26 protein-coding genes are annotated in these 24024 nt (G+C 70.5%); 14 read left to right on the forward strand and 12 right to left on the reverse strand.

The features are described 5' to 3' along the window. Nucleotides 1–12: 12 nt before the first annotated feature. The 4 genes from O7613_RS25805 to O7613_RS25820 form a co-directional block, all read right to left on the reverse strand. A complete protein-coding gene (locus O7613_RS25805; protein ID WP_282290443.1) occupies nucleotides 13–324 on the reverse strand; it encodes a spread protein in 312 nt (103 codons plus the stop codon). Next, the gene (locus O7613_RS25810) at nucleotides 321–1964 is read right to left on the reverse strand and encodes an FtsK/SpoIIIE domain-containing protein (protein WP_282290445.1); all 1644 of its coding nucleotides are present in this window, start codon (nucleotides 1962–1964) and stop codon (nucleotides 321–323) included. Before O7613_RS25810 ends, O7613_RS25805 begins: the two co-directional genes overlap by 4 nt. A 592-nt stretch (nucleotides 1965–2556) precedes the next feature. Next, nucleotides 2557–2772 carry a hypothetical protein gene (locus tag O7613_RS25815; protein ID WP_282290446.1) on the reverse strand — a complete coding sequence of 72 codons (216 nt, stop codon included), beginning with the start codon at nucleotides 2770–2772 and terminating at the stop codon, nucleotides 2557–2559. After that, nucleotides 2772–3170, reverse strand: a complete 399-nt coding sequence (locus O7613_RS25820) for a transcriptional regulator (protein ID WP_282285506.1) — start codon at nucleotides 3168–3170, stop codon at nucleotides 2772–2774. Before O7613_RS25820 ends, O7613_RS25815 begins: the two co-directional genes overlap by 1 nt. A gap of 222 nt (nucleotides 3171–3392) precedes the next feature. Here O7613_RS25820 and O7613_RS25825 point away from each other — a divergent pair, with 222 nt between their 5' ends. After that, nucleotides 3393–4247, forward strand: coding sequence for a GntR family transcriptional regulator (locus O7613_RS25825; RefSeq protein WP_282290447.1), 855 nt, complete (start codon nucleotides 3393–3395; stop codon nucleotides 4245–4247). After that, nucleotides 4247–4822: a kinase gene (locus tag O7613_RS25830; RefSeq protein WP_282290448.1), complete on the forward strand. Its 576-nt coding sequence runs from the start codon at nucleotides 4247–4249 to the stop codon at nucleotides 4820–4822. Before O7613_RS25825 ends, O7613_RS25830 begins: the two co-directional genes overlap by 1 nt. Here the strand turns inward: O7613_RS25830 and O7613_RS25835 are convergent. From O7613_RS25835 to O7613_RS25845, 3 genes are all read right to left on the reverse strand, one after another. Continuing rightward, on the reverse strand, nucleotides 4756–5538 hold the full coding sequence (locus O7613_RS25835) for an HAD family hydrolase (protein ID WP_282290450.1): 783 nt from the start codon (nucleotides 5536–5538) through the stop codon (nucleotides 4756–4758). The two genes, O7613_RS25830 and O7613_RS25835, sit on opposite strands and share 67 nt — an antisense overlap. An 868-nt stretch (nucleotides 5539–6406) precedes the next feature. Next, nucleotides 6407–7636, reverse strand: coding sequence for a HipA domain-containing protein (locus O7613_RS25840; RefSeq protein ID WP_282290452.1), 1230 nt, complete (start codon nucleotides 7634–7636; stop codon nucleotides 6407–6409). Beyond that, on the reverse strand, nucleotides 7623–9326 hold the full coding sequence (locus O7613_RS25845; protein WP_282290453.1) for a DUF262 domain-containing protein: 1704 nt from the start codon (nucleotides 9324–9326) through the stop codon (nucleotides 7623–7625). Before O7613_RS25845 ends, O7613_RS25840 begins: the two co-directional genes overlap by 14 nt. A 642-nt stretch (nucleotides 9327–9968) precedes the next feature. On the opposite strand from O7613_RS25845, the gene O7613_RS25850 reads away from it, so the two are divergent. The 5 genes from O7613_RS25850 to O7613_RS25870 all read left to right on the forward strand — a co-directional run bounded on the left by O7613_RS25850 (nucleotide 9969) and on the right by O7613_RS25870 (nucleotide 11927). Beyond that, the gene (locus tag O7613_RS25850; protein ID WP_092381133.1) at nucleotides 9969–10223 is read left to right on the forward strand and encodes a hypothetical protein; all 255 of its coding nucleotides are present in this window, start codon (nucleotides 9969–9971) and stop codon (nucleotides 10221–10223) included. After that, nucleotides 10205–10621 (forward strand): type II toxin-antitoxin system VapC family toxin, encoded by a 417-nt coding sequence (locus O7613_RS25855; protein WP_282290457.1) that lies wholly within the window; start codon nucleotides 10205–10207, stop codon nucleotides 10619–10621. The genes O7613_RS25850 and O7613_RS25855 overlap by 19 nt, the downstream gene beginning before the upstream one ends. A 161-nt stretch (nucleotides 10622–10782) precedes the next feature. Next, nucleotides 10783–10998 carry a Txe/YoeB family addiction module toxin gene (locus O7613_RS25860; RefSeq protein ID WP_348775424.1) on the forward strand — a complete coding sequence of 72 codons (216 nt, stop codon included), beginning with the start codon at nucleotides 10783–10785 and terminating at the stop codon, nucleotides 10996–10998. Nucleotides 10999–11241: 243 nt separating this feature from the next. After that, nucleotides 11242–11544: a metalloregulator ArsR/SmtB family transcription factor gene (locus O7613_RS25865; RefSeq protein ID WP_282294615.1), complete on the forward strand. Its 303-nt coding sequence runs from the start codon at nucleotides 11242–11244 to the stop codon at nucleotides 11542–11544. After that, a complete protein-coding gene (locus O7613_RS25870) occupies nucleotides 11541–11927 on the forward strand; it encodes a VOC family protein (protein WP_281585782.1) in 387 nt (128 codons plus the stop codon). The genes O7613_RS25865 and O7613_RS25870 overlap by 4 nt, the downstream gene beginning before the upstream one ends. Before the next feature lie 5 nt (nucleotides 11928–11932). Here O7613_RS25870 and O7613_RS25875 read toward each other — a convergent pair whose 3' ends face one another. Further along, nucleotides 11933–12523 carry a dienelactone hydrolase family protein gene (locus O7613_RS25875; RefSeq protein ID WP_281585781.1) on the reverse strand — a complete coding sequence of 197 codons (591 nt, stop codon included), beginning with the start codon at nucleotides 12521–12523 and terminating at the stop codon, nucleotides 11933–11935. A gap of 64 nt (nucleotides 12524–12587) precedes the next feature. Between O7613_RS25875 and O7613_RS25880 the strand changes: the two genes are divergently transcribed. Together O7613_RS25880 and O7613_RS25885 are read left to right on the forward strand one after the other, a co-directional pair. Continuing rightward, nucleotides 12588–13169 carry a helix-turn-helix domain-containing protein gene (locus tag O7613_RS25880; protein WP_281585780.1) on the forward strand — a complete coding sequence of 194 codons (582 nt, stop codon included), beginning with the start codon at nucleotides 12588–12590 and terminating at the stop codon, nucleotides 13167–13169. 93 nt (nucleotides 13170–13262) lie between these two features. Then, on the forward strand, nucleotides 13263–14210 hold the full coding sequence (locus O7613_RS25885; RefSeq protein ID WP_282294616.1) for an L-threonylcarbamoyladenylate synthase: 948 nt from the start codon (nucleotides 13263–13265) through the stop codon (nucleotides 14208–14210). Nucleotides 14211–14217: 7 nt separating this feature from the next. On the opposite strand, the gene O7613_RS25890 is transcribed toward O7613_RS25885, so the two are convergent. Next, nucleotides 14218–18687, reverse strand: coding sequence for an HAD-IC family P-type ATPase (locus O7613_RS25890; RefSeq protein WP_282290460.1), 4470 nt, complete (start codon nucleotides 18685–18687; stop codon nucleotides 14218–14220). 159 nt (nucleotides 18688–18846) lie between these two features. Between O7613_RS25890 and O7613_RS25895 the strand changes: the two genes are divergently transcribed. The 5 genes from O7613_RS25895 (at nucleotide 18847) to O7613_RS25915 (ending at nucleotide 22427) form a co-directional block, all read left to right on the forward strand. Next, nucleotides 18847–19107, forward strand: coding sequence for a hypothetical protein (locus O7613_RS25895; RefSeq protein WP_282285726.1), 261 nt, complete (start codon nucleotides 18847–18849; stop codon nucleotides 19105–19107). Nucleotides 19108–19162: 55 nt separating this feature from the next. Next, nucleotides 19163–20539, forward strand: coding sequence for an MFS transporter (locus tag O7613_RS25900; protein WP_282290463.1), 1377 nt, complete (start codon nucleotides 19163–19165; stop codon nucleotides 20537–20539). Between the two features lie 195 nt (nucleotides 20540–20734). Further along, a complete protein-coding gene (locus O7613_RS25905) occupies nucleotides 20735–21595 on the forward strand; it encodes an NAD(P)H-binding protein (protein ID WP_282290465.1) in 861 nt (286 codons plus the stop codon). Between the two features lie 36 nt (nucleotides 21596–21631). Further along, nucleotides 21632–21781: a hypothetical protein gene (locus tag O7613_RS25910; RefSeq protein ID WP_281590648.1), complete on the forward strand. Its 150-nt coding sequence runs from the start codon at nucleotides 21632–21634 to the stop codon at nucleotides 21779–21781. Nucleotides 21782–21878: 97 nt separating this feature from the next. Continuing rightward, nucleotides 21879–22427, forward strand: a complete 549-nt coding sequence (locus O7613_RS25915) for a YbaK/EbsC family protein (protein WP_282290467.1) — start codon at nucleotides 21879–21881, stop codon at nucleotides 22425–22427. 36 nt (nucleotides 22428–22463) lie between these two features. Here the strand turns inward: O7613_RS25915 and O7613_RS25920 are convergent, their stop codons facing one another. From O7613_RS25920 to O7613_RS25930, 3 genes are all read right to left on the reverse strand, one after another. After that, nucleotides 22464–23096: a DsbA family oxidoreductase gene (locus O7613_RS25920; RefSeq protein ID WP_282290469.1), complete on the reverse strand. Its 633-nt coding sequence runs from the start codon at nucleotides 23094–23096 to the stop codon at nucleotides 22464–22466. A 20-nt stretch (nucleotides 23097–23116) separates the two neighbouring features. Then, nucleotides 23117–23542 carry a SufE family protein gene (locus O7613_RS25925; RefSeq protein ID WP_282290472.1) on the reverse strand — a complete coding sequence of 142 codons (426 nt, stop codon included), beginning with the start codon at nucleotides 23540–23542 and terminating at the stop codon, nucleotides 23117–23119. A 94-nt stretch (nucleotides 23543–23636) separates the two neighbouring features. After that, nucleotides 23637–24020 (reverse strand): CBS domain-containing protein, encoded by a 384-nt coding sequence (locus tag O7613_RS25930; protein WP_281585772.1) that lies wholly within the window; start codon nucleotides 24018–24020, stop codon nucleotides 23637–23639. Nucleotides 24021–24024 lie beyond the last annotated feature (4 nt).

Genomic DNA, 24024 nt, shown 5'->3' on the forward strand with positions numbered 1-24024 from the left:
CAAGCAGGCGGGTCAGCGGGTGGTGGGGTTGACGTGGACGCGGATCCACTCCGGTGGCTCGCCGGTGGAGGCGACGGCTTCGGACAGGCAGCGCCACAGCGCCCACGCCTCCGCAGGCGTCAGGTACATGCGGCGCCGGCCAGCGCCCACGGCGACGTAGAGGTCGGCGTCGGGGGTGACCCGGACGGTGACCGGCACGGAGGCTTTGTCGACGTGCGGGGCGCGCAGCCGGTAGAAGCGGCGGGGCTCCGGGGTCTGCTGGTCGGGTTCGTCGGCGTAGGGCATCCGCACCGCAGCGCCCTCGGGGATCTGCTCGTGGGTCATCGAGGGTCACTCCCATTCGTGGTGCCGTTGAGGTCCAGGGCGTTGAGCAGCGACGGCGGTAGCAGCGGAGCGCCCTGCTTCGGCGGGGTGGGCCGGTAGACGTGCCGGCCGGTGCTGGCGCGGGGCTTGGGCGCCGCCGGCTGGACGACGGGTTCCGGCTGCGTCTCCGGCGGGGCGGGGAACGTGGCGGCCATGTCCCGGATCACGTCATCGGAGAGGTAGGAGAACCGGACCCGGGCCGGCTCGGGTTGCCCGTCGAGGAGGACGTAGGCCACGCCCTTGCCGGACAGGGGGATCTGATCCGCGAGTGCGCCGCGGTCGCGGGCGCCGTCCCCGAGGAGCAGGTCGACGTGGCCGCGTTCGGTCAGCCCGAGGGCGATGCGGGTGGGGAACAGGTCGCGGACGGAGACGACTTCCTTGCGGGGGTCCTGGGTGGCGGCGACGACCAGGACGCCGAGGCCGGCACCCTGCGACAGCAGCAACCCGAGCGCCTGAGCGATCCGGGTCCGGATCTCGGAGTCGGGCAGGTAGGCCAGGAGCGCGGCGATTTCGTCGATGACGACGACGATCAGCGGCTCATCGACGGTCGGGGTGTGCACGCGGGCTTTGCCGCGCAGGATCTGCTGGCGGGCGCGCATCCGGGCCACGGCGTCGTCGAGGAGGTCGGCCATGCGGGACCAGTCGTCGTCGACGTAGCGGGAGAACAGCGGCCGGCCGATCGCCAGTTCCATGCCGCCCTTGGGGTCGATCGCCCACACCTGCACCAGCCCCGACCGGATCCCCGCCGCCAGTGCCCGGAGCAGGGACCAGATGACCGAGCCTTTGCCCATCCGGGTCGCCCCGCCGATGAGCACGTGCGTCGCGAGGAGCCGGAAGGCGTAGACGGCGAGGTCTTCGCGCAGCCCCAGGGGCAGGGCGGTGAAGTCCGGGCGGGCCGGCACCGGCAGCGGCGCCACGATGCGGGTCAGCGGGTCACGTCGGATGAACACCAGCCACACATGCCGGGGCCGGTCCCGGAACCGCACCCGGTCGATCAGCCGCAGCACGACCGCGAGACGGCCGGTCCGGTGCGGGATCGGGTGGCGGCGGGTGGAGAAGACCCGGCAGTGCCGGGTACCGAACGAGTACGCCAGGTCGCGGGCGGCCTTGTGGTACACCTCCGGGTTCTGGCCCTTGGGCATCCGGAGGACGAGTTCGTCGGTGGCGTAGGAGCAGCGCAGCGACAACAGCCGCGGCACGACTTCCCCGCCGTCGTACTTCTTCACTAGCCCGCACAGCGACATCACCTCGTGCCACTGCCGCCGGTACACCCACAACCGCCGCCAGATGGAGACGGCAAGCAGGACGACGTGGCGGTGGAAGGAGTCGCGGCCACGCCACCACCAGCAGCCGCCGGCCGTGGTGAGGACGACGGCGACCAGGAGGTGCGGCAACCACCCGTGCGCCCGGTAGGTGTCGACGGCGAGCAGGACCAGGGCCACGGCAGGCCAGGCCCGCCAGTGCCGGAGCACGAACACCCCGAGGCGGACGGCGGCGGTGAGGAGGCGGAACAGCAGGAACAGCGCGGTGACGGTCCAGAGCAGCGGCCACGGCGCGGTGATCTGGAACCGGCGGAAGTTGACCAGCGGAGCCCGCACCATCACGCCACCGCCCGACGGCCGTTGGTGCGCTCGATCCACGCCTCAGCGCAGCCCTTGTGCACCGGCTTCCCGGCAGGGCTGCGGCAGATAGCGGGCTTGCCGCAGATGACACACGGAACCGGATCGCCGGCACCCGCACCGCGCGTCCAGTTCAGGACAACAGGCATGATGAACCTGCCCTTCCAGGCCGAGAGGGTTTGCGAGGGCAGCGGGGCGGTCGAGCTTTCCTAGGGCCGAGACCGCCCCGCGCCATCAATTCAGTTGCTGTTAGCGGTGACGCCGCTCGATGCGAGCCGCCGCGTCACGGCTGGCCTTGCCAGCGCTACCCGAGCCCGACACCTGCCCCTGCCGGGTCGCGATCACCGCGATCTGCGGGCAGTAGCCACACGCACCCGAGTTGCCGCACGTACACGACGGCGGGCGAGTACCTTTAGCCATCGGTGGGACCTCCTGTGTCCTGCCGACCGGTCCGCCGGGAGCTGCAACTCTCGGCGGACCACCCTTTGAGCCAGTCGGCTGACTGACCTCGCCCCGCACGCCGAACCGAACTCGAAGCCCGGCGTGCGGCGACACCAGTCACCCCGCCAGCAGGTCAGGCCGCGGCCAGCACGACCGACAGGGACTCACCGGCCTCAGCGAGCACACCGGCCAACCGGTCGATCTCGCTGCGCGGCAGGAACACGGTCACGTCACCATCGGCACCACCGATCTGCACCGTCACCCGCTCCTGCGTCGGATACAGCGAGAACGACAACTCCGTGTCCGGCCCGACGTGAACGTTCGCCGTGATGTGCGCCCCGCCGGCCATCAGGCGGCCTTCCCGCGCGACTCCGCCAGCGTCTTCGGCGCCACCAGCCCCGTCGCCCGGTACGAGAACGCCAGCCGGCCGTTCGAACCGACGTAGGGCGTCACGTTCAGGCCCTCGAACTCCACCCGCTCGAACGGACCCACCGGCGGCACCGGCTGCACATCGGCCAGGATCTTGATCGCCACCTCACGCGACCGCGACCCCAACTCCGGGTCCATGTCCATCACCCGGCACTGCCACACCCGCTGCCCGGTCACCTTGTCCTTCGCCGGCGTCCGCTGACGAGTCACCTCGTTGAAGTCCTGCGCCTCCGCGATCGAGTCCGGCACGAACACCGCGCCATGCGGGAAAACCGCCTCGAACGGAACCGAGAACCGAGTGCCACCCCTGAGGGCCATGACGCTCTCCTTCGCTGCTGCGACTTGACCGGCAACCCGGCCTTTGTGATGCAGGTAACCTAACAACTGATAGGGCTGCAAGTCAACTGTTAGGTACGAAGTTCTAGCACTGAGTCACTGACCAGGCAGAACACCTTTCATCTGTTAGGCCCTGGTAACCTGAAGCCCGTCCTAACCGCTAGGACAGCCGGAGTGGCGCAAGCCCAACCAGCAGGGAGCACCATGACCCCTCCCCGGGGCGGTACCGAGCGGCCGGAGGCCCGGCATCAGCAGGTGGCGCGCAACATCCGCAACGACATTGAGGCGGGCCGGTTGGCGCATGGCACGCCGCTGCCTTCCACCAGGAAGCTGGCGGAGGAGTGGGACGTCAGCGTCTTCACCATCACCGAGGCAATGAAGGTGCTGGCTGAGGAAGGCTTGGTGATCAACGAATCCCGCTCCAAGCGAGTCGTCAACGCTCCGGACCAACTACGACGGAGCGAGGTCCGTCCTCAGCGGCCCCGGGTAATCCTGGTGGGCGGGTACGCAGGCAGCGGCAAGACCGAGCTGGGTCGCATCCTCGCGCGCGAGACCGGGTGGCCGATGCTCGACAAGGACACACTGACCCGTCCTGTGGTCGAGGCTGCGTTGGAGACGCTGGGCCTATCGCCGCACGATCGCGAGTCGCAGACCTACCTGAGCAAAGTCCGTCCGCGCGAGTACGAGGCGCTTCAGGACGCAGCCAGCGAGAACGTTCAGTGCGGGAACAGCGTGATCGTCACCGCCCCGTTCATCCGGGAGTTCAGCGACCCAGCTTGGCTAGCCCGAACCCGGGCGTTCTACGAGGCGGCGAAGGCGGTAGTGACCGTGGTCTGGGTCTACTGCGATGCCGACACGATGTTGACCTACGTACGTCGGCGAGGTGCTGCGCGGGATGCGTACAAGCTCGCTGACTGGGACGGCTATCTCGGCGTCATCAACCTCGACTTCCGTCCGGTGGACGCACACCTCGTAGTCGACAACTGCGCGTCGAGTTCACCTTTGCAGGAGCAGGCCAAGGAGCTGGTGAAGGGGATCCTCGCGGACGAGGGCCAGTGATGCGAGGCGTGATCCTCTACGGTCCGCCAGCGGCGGGCAAGGACACGATCACTACCGCTCTGCGCGACCTCGACGAGCGGTATCAGCTCTACTCGCGGTTGAAGGTCGGACCAGGACGGACGAGCGGCTACCGGATGTCCGACGAGTCAACCCTTGAAGGACTGCGCCGCAGAGGCGATGTGGTGTGGGAAAACCAGCGGTACGGCGCCCGGTACGTTGTCGACCGCCCGTCCCTGGTGACGAGTCTGTCGGCCGGCGTGCCCGTCGTCCACCTGGGCCAGCGGTCGGCCGTTGCCGCTGTCACCGCGGCGGTCACCGGTGTTCGCTGGTGCGTGGTCTACCTCTGGTGTCCACGACAGGTAGCGGAGCAGCGGATCATTGCCCGACGGACCGGAGACACCGAGGCGCGTCTACGGGCATGGGATGCGACCGAGCCGCTATCCGAGGCCGACCTGATTCTCAACACGGCCGAGTTGTCTCCCCACGAGGCCGCCGAGCGGATACACCGTCACGTCCTGGCCGACGAGGCTACGGAAGCTCCCCAGGCCCGGCGCAGCAGTGCGAGCAGCTCGTAGCCGTCATCAACCTCGGCGTCCGGTCGCAGGTCGGCGCGCGGCGATTCTCGGTCCGTGCGGGGTGAGCGCATGAGGATCGCCGCCTGGGCGCCGGCACGCCGAGCGCAGGCAACGTCGCGGCCGAGAGTGTCACCGATGAACCAGCAGGCGCCGATCGGTACGTCGATGGCGTCGGCCGCGAGGAGCGCGAGTTGCGGGTTCGGCTTCCGAGGGCCGGCTTCATCGCTGTAGAACTCGGCGGCGAAGAGAGGCGACAATCCGACGCTGGCGAGGAATTCACGGTGTGCCGCGCCGCAGAGAGTGTTGCTGACGACGGCGAGAGGTAGGCCAGCGTCGGAGGCTGCCTGTAGCGCTTCCGGGATGCCGGGTCTCACTTGCCATTCACTCCGCCAGGTCCATACGTACGCCAGAGCGGTTGCTTCCCGCTCGACGGCGTCACGGGCCGGTTGGGACCAGGTGCGGGTGACGAAGTCGGCCCATACCCGAGCGTGCGGCAGCTCGACCGGATGACTGGTTCTGCCGATGTCGTCACGCCACCGCGCGTACGCCCGAGCGCCTTCGCGGAGATCGGTGGCGATCTGCTGGACGGACACCGTATCCGCGACGAGGTAGGAGAGCCGGTCGACCAGGTCCGGCGGCGCCGGAGGTTGCGGAGACGGGGCGTCGACCAGGACGCCACCGAAGTCCAGAAGGAGCGCGCTCGGGGACCGAAGCATGTTGACCATCCTCCATGACTGGGAGGTGGCGTGGGTGAAGGAGACAGGGTGAGCCCAGGCAGGGGGCCGAGAGGGAACCGCGGAGCCGAGTAGCAGAAGGACGAAAGGCGACCACGAGCGGAGCGGGTCGAGGAAGCCGGCGTCACGCGAGGATGAGCCCCACGCTTCCAGAGGCCGCACAGGATGGCGGCGGACAGGTGGCGTTGTGTTCGTGCCGGCTCGGTCGACTCGGAGCGCTGTCCGTGATCTGTTGCCGAATTGGCCTGTACTAGATCAAGCGCGTTCCGCGCGGCGCGGGCCGGGGCGCGGCAAACGGCTCCTGCGGAGCCGCCGCCCCGGCGCAAGGGCGCCGGGGCGGAAAAATCAGCCGGCCCGAACCCCACGCCCCGCCCCGCGCGTCACACCTGGGTCAGTGAGGTGACCCGGTGACGAGTCCCGAAGGACGACCAGGGCCAGGCGGACACGCTTCCACCCGATGCCGGCGATCCGAAGCAGCACGAGATCCGGCAGGCCGACCGCGGCGGGGCGAAGTTGCCGAACGACGGCGCATGGTCGCTCAGGCCCCAGGGAGGGGTGGAGGTGGGTGTGGGGGTGGTGGGGTGAGGGAGAGGGCGGGGTTAGAGCTGTGCCTCCGGCGGGGGCCAGACGACTCCGAGATGGAGTTGCCGAACGGTTCCGGTGGGCGGGTGGTTGAGGTGGGATGCCATCCCGTCAGCCACCGACCCAGGCAAGCCGAGCAGACCAGGGCCAGGGCGACAAGGTCGTTCGTCCGGTAGGGCGCTCCACCTTGTCACCCTGGCCCTGGCCCGCTCCACGGTGTGTGGGTCGGCGGCAGACGGGATGGCATCCAAGGCAACGTATTGGCGGCTCACTGCCGCATAATCGTCTGCGAATGGCGCTTGATGCTTGATCCAATTTCATGCGTTAGCAACGGATAATCGGCAAGCTCAGCTTCAACTCGGGGCCAGGCATCCTGCACTCGGCGTATGAGCTCAAACACACAATCGGCGAGGTAGGCGCCCTCGGCGTGAAGCTTCTGTTCAAGCCGCTCGAACCTCCTCAAGGTGACCGTATCGAACCTATGGCTGCCTCCGAACTTCAGACCCATATCCTCTGGACCGTCATCGCGATAAGGAGACGTCGCAACTAGGTCGTAGGCTGGGGAAAGAGAAGGACGGCGACGGTCTCGATAGATTAGGGACCAGTTCTTGAGATGAGCATCCCCGTTGGAAATTAGTATCGAGAAGGCGAGCCGTAGCGCGAACTGTCGGAGCCCTTCAATATCGTGGCCCCTGTAGCTGTAGCTTCCGACAGTCTCATAGTTCCCGAGATACTTTTCGTTCGGATAAACGTTTTTGACCTGGGCTAGGTCTTCAATGTGGATGAGGCCGCGCTGTTCAGTGCGATCGAATCGCCGGACTGCGTATGCCCATTCTTCTGACCCGGTCCACACGCGGGACGGCACGTCAACGATTTCATCGCGATGGACTAGGCGAACCTCTGGGACTTCAATCCCTGCGATGCCAGCAAGTGTCATCATCCAAAACTCATTCCTCGGCACTTGCGAGAATTGAGGGTCTGGGAACTTCACGATCCAATCGCCCTGTTCGCCGGCGGCCGGAATGGTTAGGCGGTCACCGCGAGCAAGCAGCGAGAACTTGAGGGCTACGCCAGCAAGAGAGAATCGCCATCTCCTCGCCTCCGGGCTTTCATTCCGCGATTCTGGGTCTTCGGACGGCGGAAGCCAGTCCCCTGACAAGGATTCATCCGTCGTCAACACGCGAACTGCTCCGGGGAGATCGTGGCCGACCTGCGCAATCAGCTCGATCTCGCGGTCGGAGGAGACTCCACGGTCACGCGCCACCCAATCACGAAGTGGCCCTTCCGGGAGCAAATTGGAAAACCAGGCAGGCAGCCTCAATGCTGATGCATGCCGAGCTTCTAGATTCTCCTCGAAGATCAGGCCGAGGACCGGTCTTTCGGGGTTGCTCCTATACTCCTCGCTCAGCTCCAGCCATGAGTAATCTCCCCGCCTACAAAGGGAGCCAATCCTCTCGTCATAGAGCCATAAGCTGAAGCGCGCCTCAGGCAAAGTCATCTGCTTCCCCCTCAAGATCCTCTATCTCAAGGGTGGAGATAGGGGGTGTGTCCTCGAACCCAAACTCGCACATCCTCGCGAGGAAGCGGAACAACTCCTCGTGGAGATCATCCTGGCGGATCCTCAAGAACCGGTCCACTTCTCCGTGGTAAAGAGCATGAACTGCCTGCGGGCTGACAAAGTGAGACGATAATGTTCGTGCCCACTCGCCGTCATCGAGATAGATAGGCTGCTCAACCAGCGCGTGGTCGATCTCGTAGGTATTTATGTCATCCGTTGGCAGCAAAATGCGATTGGCGGCCCAGAGCCGGTACGGGTCGCTGGCCTGGCGGCCTCTCACAATATTCCGGACAGCGTCGGCAGCGGTCGTGCTTTCGTTCAAAAAGTTCGACAATTGCGCCCGATCAAATGGTTCGCCGCTTACCAGTGACCGGGGGCCTTGGCTCCACCAGCAGCAGAGAGCGATGCGCGTCGCGCCTTCGTTTGTGCGAAACTTCGTCAGGCTGGGTATTCTGATCTCATCGGTTGGCACCGCCGCGAGAAGGCTTTGCAGCGATCCACTCAGATCGTGGGGGCCAATCCGTGCAGACAGGGCGCGCATTGCGTATGACACGCTTCCTTGAAATGGGTCAGGCCCGGCTAGGGCTGCCCGCCAGTACCAACGACGCAACAACTGCATACTCCGATGCCCGGGTTCCGGAAAGTGGGCAAAGAATCGGGCCAGAACTATCAGCAGATAGCGATACGGAAGCATGGTGAAGTGCGGGACTTCAGCCACATCCTGGAGAAAAGAGACAGCTCTTATTAGAGCGGCCTCTCCTTCGCGAAAGGCGACCTCTTGGCGCTCGCCAGGGAACTCGACCGGACCTCGCCGAAACCGGTCTTCGAATTCGTTTCGGATGTCACGGGTGACGTCCGAGCCGCGGCGTGCGAGAATGGTCCGAAGGACCGTGTCGTCGTCAATTCGACCGAACCCTCTTTCCGCATGCACGTTCTGCGCGATTCGGTCGATCGTTAGAACTTGGTCGCCTGCGGTCTCTTCTCCAGCAAAGAGGGCGCTGAACACCTCGGCCCTGCTGAGCCGCTTCCCATAGTTGTTCATTCTATCGAAGATGTCTCTAAGTACCGACTCTTCGCCACGAGATACCTGATAGGCGGGGATTTCAAATTGTCGGATTGCTCGCGTGACCGCAGTCGCCCTTGATAGTCGATCTGATACTTCAGGATGATTAGCGAACCATTGAATCAGCCGCTCAAGGTCGAAGATGACTGGGAGAGGAACGACGGCCGCGTCCTCAACCGAGGGTGGCGAAACGAACTCTTCGGTATCTAGATTGTAGGCAAGAGCGAACCTCGGGTCGGAGGATCCAGCATCGTGTAGAGCATTTGCGAGACTGGTTACTCGCTGCTGCCCATCCACGACCCAGAATGCGTCGCCGCCGGCCTTGGCCTGAACCTTGAGGGCGCCAAGCCGAACGACCTCTTCGGTGGCCGGGCGTACCCAGAGCAACAAGCTTCCGACAGGGTATCCCTTTACGATGCTGTCAAAGAGGCGGACGACGTCTTGTTTCGTCCAACGGAAGTCGCGCTGGAAGTGCGGCACCCGGATTCGACCAGTCCAGGCCATCTGGACGAGACGCTCAACGTCAAACGTTGTCGCTGTAGGCTGAGTATCGAGGCCACTTCTCATTGTTTCTCCTGTCGTAGCTCACCGGCACCCGCCTGCTGTGGCAGCAACCAGCAGCTCGTGCTACTCGCCGAGCCTATCGGCCTGACATGCGTAGGCGTAGCGTCCAACGCCTTACTCGGCGTTCCGTCCACCCGCCATCGCCCGGGACGGTGCCTGCTCCTAGCCCTGCCCGGAGTCGAGCAAGGGCCGGTACGCCCGCTTACGGTTGGCCGGCTCCGACCAGCCCTGCCGACAGCGGAAACCAGCGGTACAGCAGGGATGTACAGCAGCCGACCGAGCCGCAGGACCTCCCAATCGGCGGCCATGAACTGGCCGACGCTGGCGACGGCCGCAGGGAATCGCATCGCCGAGAGCCGCGGATCAGAGCGTGGCTGTACAGCCATCCGTACAGCCAAGCCAACCGACGGACGCCGCCCGGCGTCGACGGGAGCCGACTCGACGAGCAGGTCAACGGCACTGACCGACGCTGACCGACATGAGGCTTGATCTTTGCAAGGCAGGGGTTAGGGGTTCGAGTCCCCTGGGCTCCACCGACTTCTCTGACCTGCGGCCCTTGGCTGTAGCACCATCGTCATGCGAACCATCTGGTCGAGGGCCGAGTCTTTCCTGGAAGCTGAGCGATGCTGCATGCATAATGAATGCATGGTTGCTCTCCAGATTCGTGACGTGCCAGAAGAGGTACGAGACGCCTTGGCGGCGCAGGCCAAGGCGCGCGGGCAGTCACTCCAGGCGTACCTGCTGGATCTGGTGGAGACGCAGGCTCGGCGGCTGCGCAACACTGCGGCCCTTGATCGCTTCGCCGGCCGATCGGACGGTGCTCGCTCCCTGCCGGGGGAGAGCGCGGCCGAGTTGAATGACCAGCGGGAGCAACGCGGACCATGGGGAAGCGCGGCATGATCGTCGTGGATGCGTCGGTTCTGGCCGATGCCCTGGTCGATGACGGGCCGGTCGGCGACGCGGCGCGGGCAGAGCTGACCGGCGATCCGCACTGGGCCGCGCCGAGCCATCTTCTGGTCGAGGTCATGTCGGTGATCAGAGGCAAGGTCCTCGGTGGGAAGCTGGGCCTTGCTCGGGCTCAGGAGGCGATCGATACCCTGCCCTCGTTGGTCATCGACGAGGTTGGCGTCGCGATGCTGATTGACCGGATGTGGCAGTTGCGGGGCAATGTCACCACGTATGACGCAGCCTACGTCGCGGTGGCGGAGTTGTTGGCCTGCCCACTCGTGACCGGTGATGGTCGGCTCGCCAAGGCGAGCGGCGTCCGCTGCGAGTTCCGACTGCTCGCGGTGTCCTGACGGTGGCCGCCCGAGGATCGTCGGCCTGACGCCCTTGGGTCGGCCGACCTGAGTGGTAGGGGGTCACCGGCGATCGTGGCGGTGTGGTTCGCATGATAGTGCCTCCGGCCCACTTGCTGATCTTTTATGCGAACCTGGCCGGACCACCCGCATGAAGTGCGATCCACACAGAACAAAAGTTGATCAAGCGCGTCAATGGCCTCATCGCGGATGTGATGCGCAACGAATACGAGGGTGTCGGCAAGCCGGAGCCCCTTCGGGGAGAGCTCTCCGGCTACTGGTCCCGCCGGATAGATCGCGAACACCGGCTGGTGTATCGGATCACCAAGGACGACGTCGAGATCATCGCCTGTCGTTACCACTACGTCGACCGATAGCGGACTGGACTGGAATCAGGCACGTCGGTCCCGCGCGAACTGAGGCTCCGCAACGGCATCAGTGCCCACTCACCGATGGCCGAGGCGCTGCTGCGTCACCACTCGTCGGTCGGGTGGCGGCGGCCCCGCCCCCAGCCGAGGATCCATCCGCACGTCGTCTGTTCGAGCCTGCCGCCTGATCCGCGACCTGGCGACCGCGGATCCGACCGCGCCCGGTCTTGATATGCAAGCTGTCACTTGCCTATTGTGGCTGACGTGGGCGATCTGTACCAGGCGCTGGCCGATCCGACCCGCCGCCTGATCCTCGACGAGTTGACCGAGCGCGACGGTCAGACCCTGTTCGAGATCTGCGGCCGGCTGGCCACCCGGCACCAGGTCGGGTCGTCCCGGCAGGCGATCTCCCAGCACCTCGACGTGCTGGAGGCCGCCGGCCTGATCGTCACGCGGCGGCAGGGTCGCTACAAGTTCCACCATCTCGACACCCGGCCGCTGCGGTCCATCACCGAGCGATGGCTCCGGTCCGCACCCACACAGGAGACGCCATGAGGATCAATCTGACGAGCGTGTACGTCGACGACCAGGACAAGGCGCTGCGCTTCTACACCGAGGTGCTGGGTTTCGTGCCGAAGACGGACGTGCCCACCGGTGAGCACCGCTGGCTGACGGTCGCCTCGCCCGAGGCGCCGGACGGCGTCGAGTTGCTGCTGGAACCCGACGCCCACCCGGCTGCCAAGGCGTTCAAGGAGGCGCTGGCGGGTGACGGCATCCCGTTCACCCAGTTCGCGGTGGACGACGTCGCCGCCGAGCACGACCGGCTGCGGCAGCTCGGCGTGCTGTTCACCCAGGAGCCGGTCGACATGGGGCCGGTGGCGACCGCCGTGTTCGACGACACCTGCGGCAACCTGATCCAGATCGCGCAGTACAAGTAGCGGCGTCAGCCCAGGCGGTCGAGGAGGTCGCGGCTGCGGCTCACCACGAGCGTGGTCGCCGCCGCGTCGTACGACGGGAGCGAGCTGTCGGTGAACAGGTGCCGGTCGCCGGGGTAGACGAACAGCTCGCCCCGCTCGGGTCCGACGATCGAGACCAGTTCGCGGGCGGCGTCGACGTCGCCCTCCAGCCCGAAGAACGGGTCCTGTTCCATGCCGTGGACCTGCACCGCCACGCCGTCGGGCCACGGGCCGACGGCCCACTCGCCGGTGACCGGCAGGCACGCCTCGTAGAGCAGGGCGGCCCGGGCGCCGGGCCGGGTCTGGGCGAGCCGCTGGGCGATGGCGGCGCCCCAGGAGACGCCCGCGTAGACGAGGTCGGGGCGCAGGTCGGCGGCGATCCGGTCGGCGCGCTGGTCGAGGACGTCGCGGCCGATGCGCTTGGTGAGCGCCGAGCCCTCCTCGATGCTCGCCGGCCGTTCGCCGTCGAAGAGGTCCGGGGCGTGCACGGTGTGCCCGCCGGCGCGGAGGGCGTCGGCGAGGGCGCGTACGCCGTCGGTGAGCCCCTGCAGGTGGTGGAAGAGGAGGATCTCGGCCATCTCTAGACTCCTGACTGTCGGACCGGAATCATCGAACGAACCAGAATATTAGAACGGTCGAGAAATGTCGGTCAATCAGCGGGTCCCCGATTACGACCTCGACGACCTGCTCGTGGTCACCGCCCCGGAGCAGTTGCGCGCGCTCGCCGACCCCCTGCGCGGCACGCTGCTGGAACTGCTCCTGGAACGCGCCGCCACGGTCAACGAGCTGGCACGTGCCGTGGACCGGCCGAAGAGCAGCGTGGCCTACCACGTGAACCAACTCGTCGACGCCGGGCTGCTGCGCGTGGTCCGCACCCGCCGGGTCCGGGCCATCGAGGAACGCTTCTACGGCCGGGTGGCCCGCACCTTCTACGTCGGCGCGCTCAGCCGGCCGGAGGACAAGCAGGTGGTCGCCCGGATCAACGGGCTGGCCGAGGCCGCGGCCGAGGCGGCTGCCGCCCACGCCGCGGACGAGCTGCGCTGCACGCTCGTGCACGCGCGGATCCCGATCGAGGACGTCCGCGAGTTCTGGGCCGAGGTGCAGGCGCTGGCCCGGCGGTTCGCGCAGATCCCCCGCGCCGGCGACCAGGTGTACGGCTTCGCCGCCGGTCTCTACCCCACCGACGCGCCGAGCCTTCCCGACGCGGCCGACGAACGGGACTGAACCCCCGGCACGAGCACACCGACCGGGGCCGCGCCGGGGGCGGCGGGCGACGCAGGCTAGCGTCGCAGCGTGAGCACCGGATCCCCGCGCGTCCTGCCGGCCGACCGCGGCATCGACGAGGCCGCCGCCGTCCTGCGCGCCGGCGGGCTGGTCGCCTTCCCCACCGAGACGGTCTACGGGCTGGGCGCGAACGCGCTCGACCCGAACGCCGCGGCGCGGATCTTCGAGGCGAAGGCCCGGCCCAGCTTCGATCCGCTGATCAGCCACCTGGCCGACGCCGCCGACCTGCCCGCGCTCGTCGGCGCGGTGCCGCCGGCCGTGGCCGCGCTCGCGGACCGGTTCTGGCCCGGCCCGCTCACACTGATCGTGGACCGGCCCGCGGCGATCCCGCCGATCGTCACCTCGGGCCTGGACACCATGGCCGTCCGGGTGCCGGACGAACCGTCCGCCCGGGCGCTGATCGCCGCCGCCGGGGTGCCGGTCGCCGCGCCCAGCGCCAACCGGTTCGGCCAGCTCAGCCCGACCCGGGCCGAGCACGTGGTGGCCGGGCTGGGCGGGGCGGTGGACGTGGTGCTCGACGGCGGACCCACCCGGTGCGGGATCGAGTCGACGATCGTGGACGCCCGGGGCGAGCGACCGGTGGTGCTCCGGCTGGGCTCGCTGCCGGTCGAGGCGCTGGTCGAGGCGGTCGGTCCGGTCGAGGTACGCCAGGGCAGCTCCGGCCGGCCGGTCGCGCCCGGGACGCTCGCCGCGCACTACGCCCCGCGTACCCCGTTGCGGTTGGATGCGGTGGGCGCGCACGACGGCGGGCGGCGGGGATTCCTGGCCTTCCGGGAGCCACCGGCGGACGGTGACTGGGCGGCGGTGGAGGTGCTCTCGCCCTCGGGTGACCTGACGGCGGCAGCCGCGCGCCTGTTCGACGCGCTGCACCGCCTCGACGCGGCCGGGGTGACCGAGATCGTCGCCGAGGCGGTGCCCGACGCGGGTGTCGGCCGGGCGGTCAACGACCGGCTGCGCCGGGCCGCCGCCACCTGGCACTGAGCGCCGGTCAGGACGAGCCCGGCTGCGGCAGACGGTCCACCAGCTTCGTCAACGCGCCGTTGGCGAACGTCGCGCCGAGCGCCGAGCCGGTCGCGATGGTCCAACCCACCGGACCGAGTGGAGTGCAGCCGAAGAACTGGCTGACCCCGGGCGTCTGCACCACCAGGACCAGCACGCCGACGGACGCGGCGGTGGCGGCCAACACGGTGGGGCTGGTGCCGCCGGCCAGCACCGTCTGGCCGAGCTGGGTGCCGATCAGCGAGGCGAGCGCGACGGTGCCGGCCCGGCGTTGCGTGCCGGTCCACCGGGCCAGCGTCCAACCGGCGGTCGCGCCGAGCGTGGTCGCCGCGGCCCGCAGCGCGATCTCCCGGGTCATGGTGGCGCCGAGCGACGAGTCCGGCCCCTCCCGCAGCAGGTGGTCGGCGCGGTCGTCGGCCGGCGGGCGGACCGCGATGGCAAGCGCCGGCGCGAGGTCGGTGAGCAGGTTGACAAGCAGCAACTGCCGGCCGGTCAGGGCGGACCGGCCGGTCGAGGCGGCGGAGAGCACGCTGAACGCGATCTCGCCGAGGTTGCCACCGACCAGGATGCTCAGGGCGTGCCGCACCGAGGACCACATGGCCCGTCCCTCGACGAGCGTGGCGATGATCGTCTCCAGCCGGTCGTCGGTGACCACCAGGTCGGCGGCGGCGCGGGCGGCCGGGGTGCCGCGCTGACCGAGCGCGATGCCGACGTCGGCCAGGCGGATCGCCGGGGCGTCGTTGGCGCCGTCCCCGGTCATCGCCACGGTCCGGCCCCGCCGCTGCAACGCCTGGATGATCCGTACCTTGTGGGTGGGCGTGCAGCGGGCCACCACGTCGGTGGCCATCAGCCGCTCCGCGAGCGCGGCGTCGTCGAGCCGGTCCAGGTCGGCGGCGGTCACCACCCGTTGCTGCCCGTGGTCGGGACTGATCGCGGCGGCGATCGCCTCGGCGGTGGCCGGATGATCCCCGGTGATCATGACGGTGTGCACGCCTGCCTTGCGGATCCGCTGCACCGCCGGCCGGGCGCTCTCCCGCACCCCGTCCGCGAGGGTCAGGAAACCCACGAAGACCAGCCCGTCGACCTGCTCGTCGGTGACCGCGTCGACGGTCACCTGGCACTCGGCCACGGCGAGGACGCGGTGCCCGGCGCCGGCCCGACCGGCAAGCATGGCCTGCACCTCGTCCCGGCCCGCCGCGTCCAACGGCCGGTCACCCCCGGCGGTACGCCGGGACGCGCACCGCGGCAACACCGACTCGGGCGCGCCCTTCACACTCAGCAGGAACCCGTCGCCGGTACGGCCGACCGTGGCGCTGTAGCCCCGGGACGGCTCGAACGGCAGCCCGCCCGTCGCGGTCCAGTCGGCCGCCCCGGTGCGCTCGGTCACCCCGGCCGCGTTCGCGCCCCGGCGTACCGCCCGGTCGGTCTGCTGCGGCAGTTTCTCCGGGTCGGCCGCCGCCGGGGTGGCCCGCAACGCCGCGGCGAGCGTCGACCGGAGCGGGTCGTCCAGGCGGTCCGCCGGGGCGTAGCTGTCGTCGCCGGTGCCCACGCCGGCAAGCAGCAGCTTCCCCTCGGTGAGCGTGCCGGTCTTGTCGAAACAGAGCACGTCCACCCGGCCCAGCGCCTCGATGGTGCGCGGGTTGCGGACCAGCGCGCCGTGCTCGGCCAGCCGCCGCGCCGCCGCCAGTTGCGCGGCGCTGACCAGGAACGGCAGCCCCTCCGGCACCGACGCGACGGCCAGGTTCGCGGCGGTCGCCGCCGTCTCGGCCAGGGGTACGCCCCGGAGCAGCCCCGCCCCGGCCACCGCGATCGCCGAGCCGGCCGCAAGCGGTACGGCGGCGTTCGTCAGCTTGCCCAGCCGCGCCTCCACCCCGCTGGCCGGCGGAGCCTGCTTGGCCAGCGCCAGGCTCCGCCCCGACTCGGTCTGCTCGCCGGTCGCCACCACCACGGCGGTGCCGTGCCCGGCGGCCACCGTGGTGCCCTCGAAGAGCATCGAGTGTCGCTCCGCGATCGCCGCGGCGACCACCGGTTCGGGGTTCTTGGCCACCGGAAGCGACTCACCGGTCAGCGACGACTCGTCGGCCTCCAGCCCGTCACTTGTCAGCACCCGGCAGTCCGCCGGTACGGCGTCACCGGAACCGATGCTGATCACGTCGCCGGGCACCAGGTCCTCGGCGGGCACCACCCGTTCCGTGCCGTCGCGCCGCACCCGGGCGGTGACGGCCGAGCGGGACAGCAACTCGGCGAGCGAGCGTTCGGTGTTGCGCTGGTGCACCGCGCCGACGAGAGCGGAGCCGCCGACCAGGCCGCCGACGAGCGCCGCGTCGACGAGTGAGCCGAACGCGGCGGAGAGCACCGCGCCGGCCGCCAGCACCGGGGTGAGCGGGTTGGACAGCTCGTCGACGAACGCGCGGAGCAGCGCGAACGGCCCGTGCCCGTCGTCGGCCGCGGCACCCCGGCGGCCAGCCGCCTCCTCGTCGGTCAGCCCGGCGGGTCGGGTGTCGAGCTGCTCCAGGACGGTCTCCACCGGCATGAGGTGCCAGGCGGTGAGCGCCGGCGTCGGGGTGCCGGCGCGGTCCGGCAACCGGTGCGCCCGGACGACGCCGTGCCCGAAGGCGACCATGGCGGCGCCGTTCACCGCCGCCATGGTCCGGCCGGGAAGCAGCCGCCGGTCGGCGGTGAACGCACCGAGCGCGCCGAGCCCGCTGCCGGCCATGGCGATCCTGATGTTCTGCCCGGTCATCCGGCGGGCCACCCCGGCGGCGTCGATGAGCAGGGCGGGGATCCGCAGGTCGTCGCCGACCAGCAGGTGCGCGCCCCACGGGGGCAGGTCGTCCGGCCCGGACACGCCGAGGCCGCAGTCGGCGGCGGCGAGCGCCGACCGCTCACCGGACACCACGAGCACCACCGCGCCCTCGCGTTGCAGGTCACGGACGGCGGCGGCGAGCCGGGACCCGCCCGGTACGTGCCGGTCGGCGAAGTCGTACCGGCCGTCCCCGGCACCGCCGACCACGAGCCGGACGTCTGCCTGACGGGCCGCGGAGACGAGCGCGTCCACCCCCGGGGCTGGTTCCGGCTCGACCCGCAGCACCGCGGCGAGCCGCCCGCCCTCGGCCAGCCCGAGCAGCCGCCCACCGTGGGCCCGTAACCGCTCGCTGTCCGGGGTGTCCCCGGGATCGGAGGCGTCGAGCCGGTCCAGCGGCCCGAGCCGCCAGCCGTCGTCGGTCCGTACCCCGTCCGGGCGGGCCGGGTCGAACAGTGCGAACGCCCGGGCGGCCACCTGCCGGGTGTCCGCGCCGGGCAGTGGCGCCAGGTCGGACAGCACGCCCCGGTCGGAGCCGAGCACCGCGGCGTCCAGCACCACCGTGTCGATCCGGTCCAGCTCCCGCAACACGCTACGGTCCATCGCGATCACGCCGCGCCGGGCCAGCATCCGGCCGAGTTGCGCCGCGTACCCCTCGCGTCCGCTGCCCGGCGCCTTGGGCAACGCGGACAGCGCCAGCGCGGCGGCGCGCTTGCCGCCGGCCACCGGGATCGCCGCCGCGCCCGCCGCCGCACCGGCCGTGAGCACCCGCTTGACGTAGCGCTCGACCTGGCCGTCCGGGACCGGGCAGGGCCGCTCGCCGTCCGGCACCCGCGCGACCGCCCGGTCCGGGTCGCCGGTCAACCCCGGCTCGGCGCGGCTCCACGCGGCGAGCTGGGCCCGCGCCTCACCCCACTGCACCACCCGCTGCGCGCCGTCGAGCACGATGCCGGCCCAGCCGCCGGTGAGACCCTGCACCACCGCCTCGGCGAGCGGGAACAGCACCTCGGCGCGGGGGTCGGCGCGCAGGCCACGGTCGGCCAGCGCGTGCAGCCTCGGATGCAGGTCGACCGCGTTCAGCAGGCCGGCCACCTCGCCGGGCACCGGGGTGAACGGCAGGATCCGGGTGGCCGCGGAGATGGTCAGGCCGAGCGCGTCGGACGCAAGCGCGCCGAGGGTACGGGGGGTGCGCGGACCCTCCTCCGGCGGATGCGGCGGCGGGATTTCCGGGTCCGGCTCGAACGGGCAGGCCCGCTCGGCGCGCGTCACGGTGTCGATCAGGTCCCGCAGCCTCGGCGCCGGGTCCCCGGTCGCCACCACCACCCGGCCGGAGGGCGCGTTCACCCGGGCCCAGGTCACCCCCGGCACCGCCTCCAACGCCGCCTCGACCTGCCGGGCCAGCCGGTCCCCACCGTCCTGGCAGACGCCGTGCACCTCGATGTGGTGCCGGCCGTCCCGGGACCACACCCGACGTCGGGCCAGGTTCGCCAGCCGAGCCAACCGGGTGGTCGCCGCGCCCACGTTCCCGGCCGCCTCGGTCACGACGGGCGGGACGGCGCCCCCGGGCAGGACCGACCCGACGGTACGCGCCACCCGCGCGACGGCGTCCGGCACGGCGGCCGGCGACAGCAGGAGACCGGCGAACCCGTACGCCATCTCGCCTCCCGGACTCGTCCCGGCGGCCCGACTTCCCGGCGCGGCGTCCGTTATGCCCCCGGAGTGGGGGAAGTTTCCCCGCTGCCCGGCGCATGGACGCCGGGGGCGGTGGAATGCCGGTCGGGTCGAATGCCGTCGTCACAACCGGGGGAGGCAGGGATGAGCACGCTGACGCGAGACCTGAGCGGAGCACGGGAGACGATCCGGGCGTACAGCCGCCGGGTGGACCTCCCGCTGCTGGGCGAGGTGGCGGTGCCCCCGCCGGACAAGCTGGCCTACTACGCCGGCATCGGGGTGCTCGCCGCGTTGCAGGTCATCGAATGGCCGCTCGCCCTGGTCATCACCGCCGGGCACGTCCTCGCCGACCAGCACGCCTCCGGCCTGGCGAAGGGCATCGGCGAGGCGCTGGAGACCGCCTGACGAGACCGGGCCCACAGTTGACCTCAACCACGGTTGAGGGCACAGGCTGGAGCCCATGACGACCGCCATCGCCCCGCCGGAGACCGCCGCCACCGGTTTGTGGTCGCCGGGCCTACGGGCGATGACGGTGGGCAGCGTCGCCCTGGTGTCGCTGCTCGCGTTCGAGGCCCTCGCGGTGGGCACCGCCATGCCGACGGTCGCGCGCAGCCTGGACGGGCTCGGCCTGTACGCGCTCGCCTTCGGCGGGTCGTTCGCCTCCGGCGTGGTCGCGATGGTCGCCTCCGGCATCTGGTGCGACGCGCGCGGACCACGGCCGGCCATGTGGCACGGGGTGGCCTGGTTCGTCGCCGGCCTGATGCTGGCCGGCGCCGCCACGACCATGGGCGTGCTCGTCGTCGGGCGGGTGGTGCAGGGCTTCGGCTCCGGCCTGCTGTCGGTGGCGCTCTACGTGATCGTCGGGCACGCGTACCCGGAGCGGTTGCGGCGGCGGATGTTCGCCGCCTTCGCCGCGGCCTGGGTGGTGCCGTCGCTTGTCGGGCCGGCGCTGGCCGGTCTGATCGTGGAGCACCTCAGCTGGCGCTGGGTGTTCCTGGCGGTGCCGGTGGTCGCGGTGCCGGCGGTGCTGCTGATCCAGCCGGGGCTGCGGACGCTTGCCGGCACCGTGCCGACCCGGCCGCCGGCCGGCGCGCTCGCCCGGGTGGGCTGGGCCTGCGGGGCGGGGGCGAGCGCCGCGCTGCTGCACTACGGGGGGCAGCAGCGCGGCGCGCTCGCCGCCGGACTGATCGGGGTGGCGCTCGCCGGGCTGCTCGGCTGCGTACCGCGGTTGTTGCCGCCGGGCTTCCTGCGGGCGGCGCCCGGACTGCCGACGGTGATCGGCCTGCGCGGGCTGGCCTCGGCGGCGTTCGTCGGCGCCGAGGTGGTGATCCCGCTGATGCTCTCCCGCGAGCGTGGCTTCACGCCCACCGGCGCCGGGCTGGTGCTCACCGTCGGTGCGCTCTCCTGGTCGGTGGGCTCGTGGATCCAGGGCCGGATCCGCGCGCCCCGCTCCGCGGCCAGCCTGCCCCGAGCCGGCTTGGCCTGCATCGCCGCCGGCACGGCCGGTGTCGCGTCGGCGCTGCTGCCGGGCGTTCCGGTGGCGGCGGCGGTGCTCGCCTGGGCGGTCGCCGGCCTCGGCATGGGCCTGCTCTATCCCTCGCTGTCGGTGCTCACCCTGGAGTTGTCCGCCCCGGCCGAGCAGGGCCGGAACTCCTCGGCGCTGCAACTGGGCGACTCGCTGGCCGCCGCCGTCGTGCTGGCGTTGACCGGGGCGGTGCTGGCCACCGGGTCGTCGCCCGGTCCGGCGAGCTACGCGGCCACGCTCGCCGTCGCGGCCGGCTGCGGCCTGCTCGGCCTGCTGCTCGCGGGGCGCGTGGCGACCCGGCCGGTCGGCTGAGCGGGTCGGTCTTCTGAACGGGCTGGTCTTCTGGTCGGGCCGGTCTTCTGGGCGGGGGCGTTATGCCTGGGTGGGGCGCTTGCCTGGGCGGGCGGCCCGCCGGGCCGTCACGATCGGCGCCGGCGTTCCGTCCCTTGTCGGAAGCGGCTTTCGGTGCGGACCCGACGGCCGGCGGCAAGAGCGGAGGATGTGGCGATGCGGGTGCTGGTGACCGGGGCGACCGGACGGCTCGGACGGGTGGCGGTGCCACGGTTGCGGGACGCGGGGTTCACCGTCCGCGCGGTGAGCCGCCGACCCGCCACCGGCGGCCCTGGCGGCGGCGCTGACGGTGCCGGCGGTGGCGCTCACGGTGCCGGCGACGGCGACGGCGGGGCTCACGGTGCCGGCGACGGCGTCGAGTGGCTGCCGGTCGATCTGGACACCGGCGCCGGACTGGCGGAGGCGGTCGCCGGGACCGAGGCGGTGCTGCACCTGGCCTCGTCGCCGAACCGGGACACCCACCGGATCGACGTGCTCGGCACCCGCCGGCTGACCGTCGCCGCCGGGCACGCCGGGGTGCGCCACCTGGTGTACGTCTCGATCGTCGGCGTGGACCGGGTGCCGCTGGCGTACTACCGGCACAAGCTCGCGGCCGAGCAGGTGGTGGCCGCCGGAGAGGTGCCCTGGAGCGTGCTGCGGGCGACCCAGTTCCCCGAGTTCCTGGCCGGCCTGCTGGGCGGCGCGAGCCGATTGGGTCCGGTGATCGGGGACCGGGCCGTACTCGCCCAGCCGGTCGACCCGGGCGAGGTGGTGGACCGGCTGGTGGCGCTGCTGTCCGCCGGGCCGTCGCGCCGGGTCGAGGACTTCGGCGGGCCGGAGGTGCTCCGCTTCGACGAGGCGGCCCGGAGCTGGCTCGCGGCCCGCGGGTCGCGACGGCCGCTGCTGCCGGTGCGGATTCCCGGGCGGCTCGGCCGGGAACTGCGCGCCGGTGGGCTCACCACGACCGCCACGCCCACAGGTACGCGTACCTGGGCCGACTACCTCGGGGACACGTACGGGGGAACCGGCCGAAGATGAGATCCGGTCGGGTCCGGGGCGGCCTACCGTGACCTCATGCTGGTCTTGGCGATCACCGTGGTGCTGTATGTGTTCGGCTTCGTCTTCCTCTACGGGGTGATCCGGGTCGGTGTCCGACACGGGATCGCCGACGCCGAGGCGAACCGCCCCGAGCCGCTGCAACGGCGACACCTCACCGAGGTGTAAGGCGGGGGCCCCGCTTAACGGATTCGGTATAGGCGGGGGCCCCTGTTAACAGTGCGGCGAGCGGATTGCCGGCGCGGGTGCGAGGATCGCATCCGTGATGGGGACGCTGAAGACGGAGCCGGCCCGGGGCCGGCTGGACCTGTTGGCACCGCCGGTCGCCGCGGCGGTGGAGCGGTGGCCGGACGAGGCGCCGGTCGACGTGGACGAGGTGCTTGTCGCTGCGATCGACGCCGACCTGGCCGACACCGCGGCCTTCTGTGCGGCGTACGAGGTGGGGCTGGAGGAGTCGGCCAACTGCGTGGTGGTCGCCGGCAAGCGCGGCGGCGAAACCCGCTACGCCGCGTGCATGGTGCTTGCCACCACCCGGGCGGACGTGAACGGCGTGGTCCGCAAGCTGCTCGACGTGCGCAAGGCGAGCTTCGCGCCGATGGCCGAGGCGGTGGAGCTGACCGGGATGGAATACGGCGGGATCACGCCGATCGGGTTGCCCGAGGAGTGGCCGATCCTGGTCGACGCGCGGGTGATCGCCACGCCCCACGTGATCATCGGGTCGGGCGTACGCCACAGCAAGATTGCCCTGCCCGGGCCGGCGCTCGGCGCGCTGCCCGGGGCCAGGGTGGTGGAGGACCTGGCCCGGCCGGCCTGATCGCTCATCCGCATCGATCTTGTTCCACGTGAAACATCACGCGGCGGCCTCGCGCTGTGCCACCTCACGCAGCGCGGCGACAAGCGTGGCCGGCTCTTGGGCGCCGGTCACCGCGTACTTTCCGGCAAGCACGAAGGTCGGGACGCTGGAGACGCCGAGCTGGTGCGCGGCGCTCAGCTCGGCGGCGACCTCGCGGCGGCCGAGGTTCGACTCCAGATACCGGCGGGCCTCGGTCTCGTCCAGCCCGACCTCGCCGGCGAGCGTGACAAGCGCGTCGATCGATCCGACGTCGACGCCGTCGAGGAAGTGCGCCCGGTAGAGCCGCTCCACCGTCTCCGCGGCCCGCCCCCGCTCGGTGGCGAACCGCACCAGCCGGTGCGCGTCGAACGTGTTCGCCGCCACCGCCCGATCGAACCGCAGGTCGAGGCCGGTGCCCGCGGCGACTCCGGAGACGTGGGCGGCCATGCCCTCGGCCTTGTCCCGGCCGCCGAACTTGTCGGCGAGCGCGTCGAGCAGCGGCCTCGGCTCGGTGACCGGCGTGGGGTCGAGCTGGAACGGCCGGTACCGGACGGTCACCTCGCCGTCGTACGACTCCAGGGCCTGTTCCAGCCGGCGCTTGCCGATCCAGCACCAGGGGCAGACGACGTCGGCGTAGATCTCGATCTCCATGACCAGCGACAACCCGCCGGTCAGGAGATCTGTTCCCGGACCTGGCGCTTCAGGCGGGCCAGGATGGCGGTGCCGCCGCGTACCCGCAGTGGGCTGATCGCCTGGGCCAGCCCCATCCGCTGGTAGAGGTCGTCCGGCACGGCAAGCACCTCCTCGGCGCTCGCGCCCTCCAGCCCGTCGGCGAGGATGCCGGCGAACGCCCGGGTGGTCGGCGCCTCCGGCGGGCAGTCGAAGACCGTGCTCACGGTCTTGTCCGCGCGCACCTCGGCGCGTAGGAAGAACGCGGTCTGGCACTCGGGGACCTGCTCCAGCTCGTCCCGGTTTACCCCCTCCGGCAGGGGTGGGATCACGTCGGCGAACTCCAGCAGCATCTCCAGCACGACGTCGCGCGGTGCGGAGGCGAACTCGTCGACGATCTCGGCCAGCTTGGTCGGCATCTCGGGCATGTGTCGAGGCTATCCGCCGTGTCCCGCGCGGGCGGGCGGGGTGTTAAGCGGGGGCCCCTCCTCTACCGCAGGCGTTAAGCGGGGGCCCCGCCTTTCACGCAGTGGGGGTGGGCTGGGTGGCCAGGTCGCCGAGGGAGATGATGCCGACCAGCTTGCGCTCGTTGTCGCAGACCAGCACGCGCCGGATGTTGCGCTCGCGCATCAACGCGGCGGCCTCGCTCGCCGTGCAGTGCTGCTCGATCATGACGACCTCACGCGTGATGATCGATCCGATAGTGGTGGTGCCCGGGTCGGCGCGTTCGGCCACCGCCCGCACCACGATGTCACGGTCGGTCAGCACACCGGCGAGCGTGGCGCCGTCGGTCACCACCACGTCGCCGATGTCCGACTCCTTCATCACCCGGGCCGCCTCGTCCAACGGGGTCTCCGCAGGGAGGTAGACCACCTGCTTGGTCATCACGTCGCTGACGCGGTACATGGGA

The organism is Micromonospora sp. WMMD975 (assembly GCF_029581215.1).
Lineage (GTDB): Bacteria > Actinomycetota > Actinomycetes > Mycobacteriales > Micromonosporaceae > Micromonospora.

What these genes read in the sequence shown, in the direction of transcription:
- O7613_RS25870 (WP_281585782.1), top strand. Translation starts at nt 11,541, where the DNA reads ATGAGGATCAATCTGACGAGCGTGTACGTCGACGACCAGGACAAGGCG.
- O7613_RS25835 (WP_282290450.1), bottom strand. Translation starts at nt 5,538, where the DNA reads ATGCTTCGGTCCCCGAGCGCGCTCCTTCTGGACTTCGGTGGCGTCCTG.
- O7613_RS25805 (WP_282290443.1), bottom strand. Translation starts at nt 324, where the DNA reads ATGACCCACGAGCAGATCCCCGAGGGCGCTGCGGTGCGGATGCCCTAC.
- O7613_RS25820 (WP_282285506.1), bottom strand. Translation starts at nt 3,170, where the DNA reads ATGGCCCTCAGGGGTGGCACTCGGTTCTCGGTTCCGTTCGAGGCGGTT.
- O7613_RS25880 (WP_281585780.1), top strand. Translation starts at nt 12,588, where the DNA reads ATGTCGGTCAATCAGCGGGTCCCCGATTACGACCTCGACGACCTGCTC.
- O7613_RS25890 (WP_282290460.1), bottom strand. Translation starts at nt 18,687, where the DNA reads ATGGCGTACGGGTTCGCCGGTCTCCTGCTGTCGCCGGCCGCCGTGCCG.
- O7613_RS25905 (WP_282290465.1), top strand. Translation starts at nt 20,735, where the DNA reads ATGCGGGTGCTGGTGACCGGGGCGACCGGACGGCTCGGACGGGTGGCG.
- O7613_RS25910 (WP_281590648.1), top strand. Translation starts at nt 21,632, where the DNA reads ATGCTGGTCTTGGCGATCACCGTGGTGCTGTATGTGTTCGGCTTCGTC.
- O7613_RS25895 (WP_282285726.1), top strand. Translation starts at nt 18,847, where the DNA reads ATGAGCACGCTGACGCGAGACCTGAGCGGAGCACGGGAGACGATCCGG.
- O7613_RS25930 (WP_281585772.1), bottom strand. Translation starts at nt 24,020, where the DNA reads ATGTACCGCGTCAGCGACGTGATGACCAAGCAGGTGGTCTACCTCCCT.
- O7613_RS25845 (WP_282290453.1), bottom strand. Translation starts at nt 9,326, where the DNA reads ATGAGAAGTGGCCTCGATACTCAGCCTACAGCGACAACGTTTGACGTT.
- O7613_RS25815 (WP_282290446.1), bottom strand. Translation starts at nt 2,772, where the DNA reads ATGGCCGGCGGGGCGCACATCACGGCGAACGTTCACGTCGGGCCGGAC.
- O7613_RS25855 (WP_282290457.1), top strand. Translation starts at nt 10,205, where the DNA reads ATGGGGAAGCGCGGCATGATCGTCGTGGATGCGTCGGTTCTGGCCGAT.
- O7613_RS25900 (WP_282290463.1), top strand. Translation starts at nt 19,163, where the DNA reads ATGACGACCGCCATCGCCCCGCCGGAGACCGCCGCCACCGGTTTGTGG.
- O7613_RS25825 (WP_282290447.1), top strand. Translation starts at nt 3,393, where the DNA reads ATGACCCCTCCCCGGGGCGGTACCGAGCGGCCGGAGGCCCGGCATCAG.
- O7613_RS25850 (WP_092381133.1), top strand. Translation starts at nt 9,969, where the DNA reads ATGGTTGCTCTCCAGATTCGTGACGTGCCAGAAGAGGTACGAGACGCC.
- O7613_RS25810 (WP_282290445.1), bottom strand. Translation starts at nt 1,964, where the DNA reads ATGGTGCGGGCTCCGCTGGTCAACTTCCGCCGGTTCCAGATCACCGCG.
- O7613_RS25915 (WP_282290467.1), top strand. Translation starts at nt 21,879, where the DNA reads ATGGGGACGCTGAAGACGGAGCCGGCCCGGGGCCGGCTGGACCTGTTG.
- O7613_RS25925 (WP_282290472.1), bottom strand. Translation starts at nt 23,542, where the DNA reads ATGCCCGAGATGCCGACCAAGCTGGCCGAGATCGTCGACGAGTTCGCC.
- O7613_RS25830 (WP_282290448.1), top strand. Translation starts at nt 4,247, where the DNA reads ATGCGAGGCGTGATCCTCTACGGTCCGCCAGCGGCGGGCAAGGACACG.
- O7613_RS25875 (WP_281585781.1), bottom strand. Translation starts at nt 12,523, where the DNA reads ATGGCCGAGATCCTCCTCTTCCACCACCTGCAGGGGCTCACCGACGGC.
- O7613_RS25920 (WP_282290469.1), bottom strand. Translation starts at nt 23,096, where the DNA reads ATGGAGATCGAGATCTACGCCGACGTCGTCTGCCCCTGGTGCTGGATC.
- O7613_RS25840 (WP_282290452.1), bottom strand. Translation starts at nt 7,636, where the DNA reads ATGACTTTGCCTGAGGCGCGCTTCAGCTTATGGCTCTATGACGAGAGG.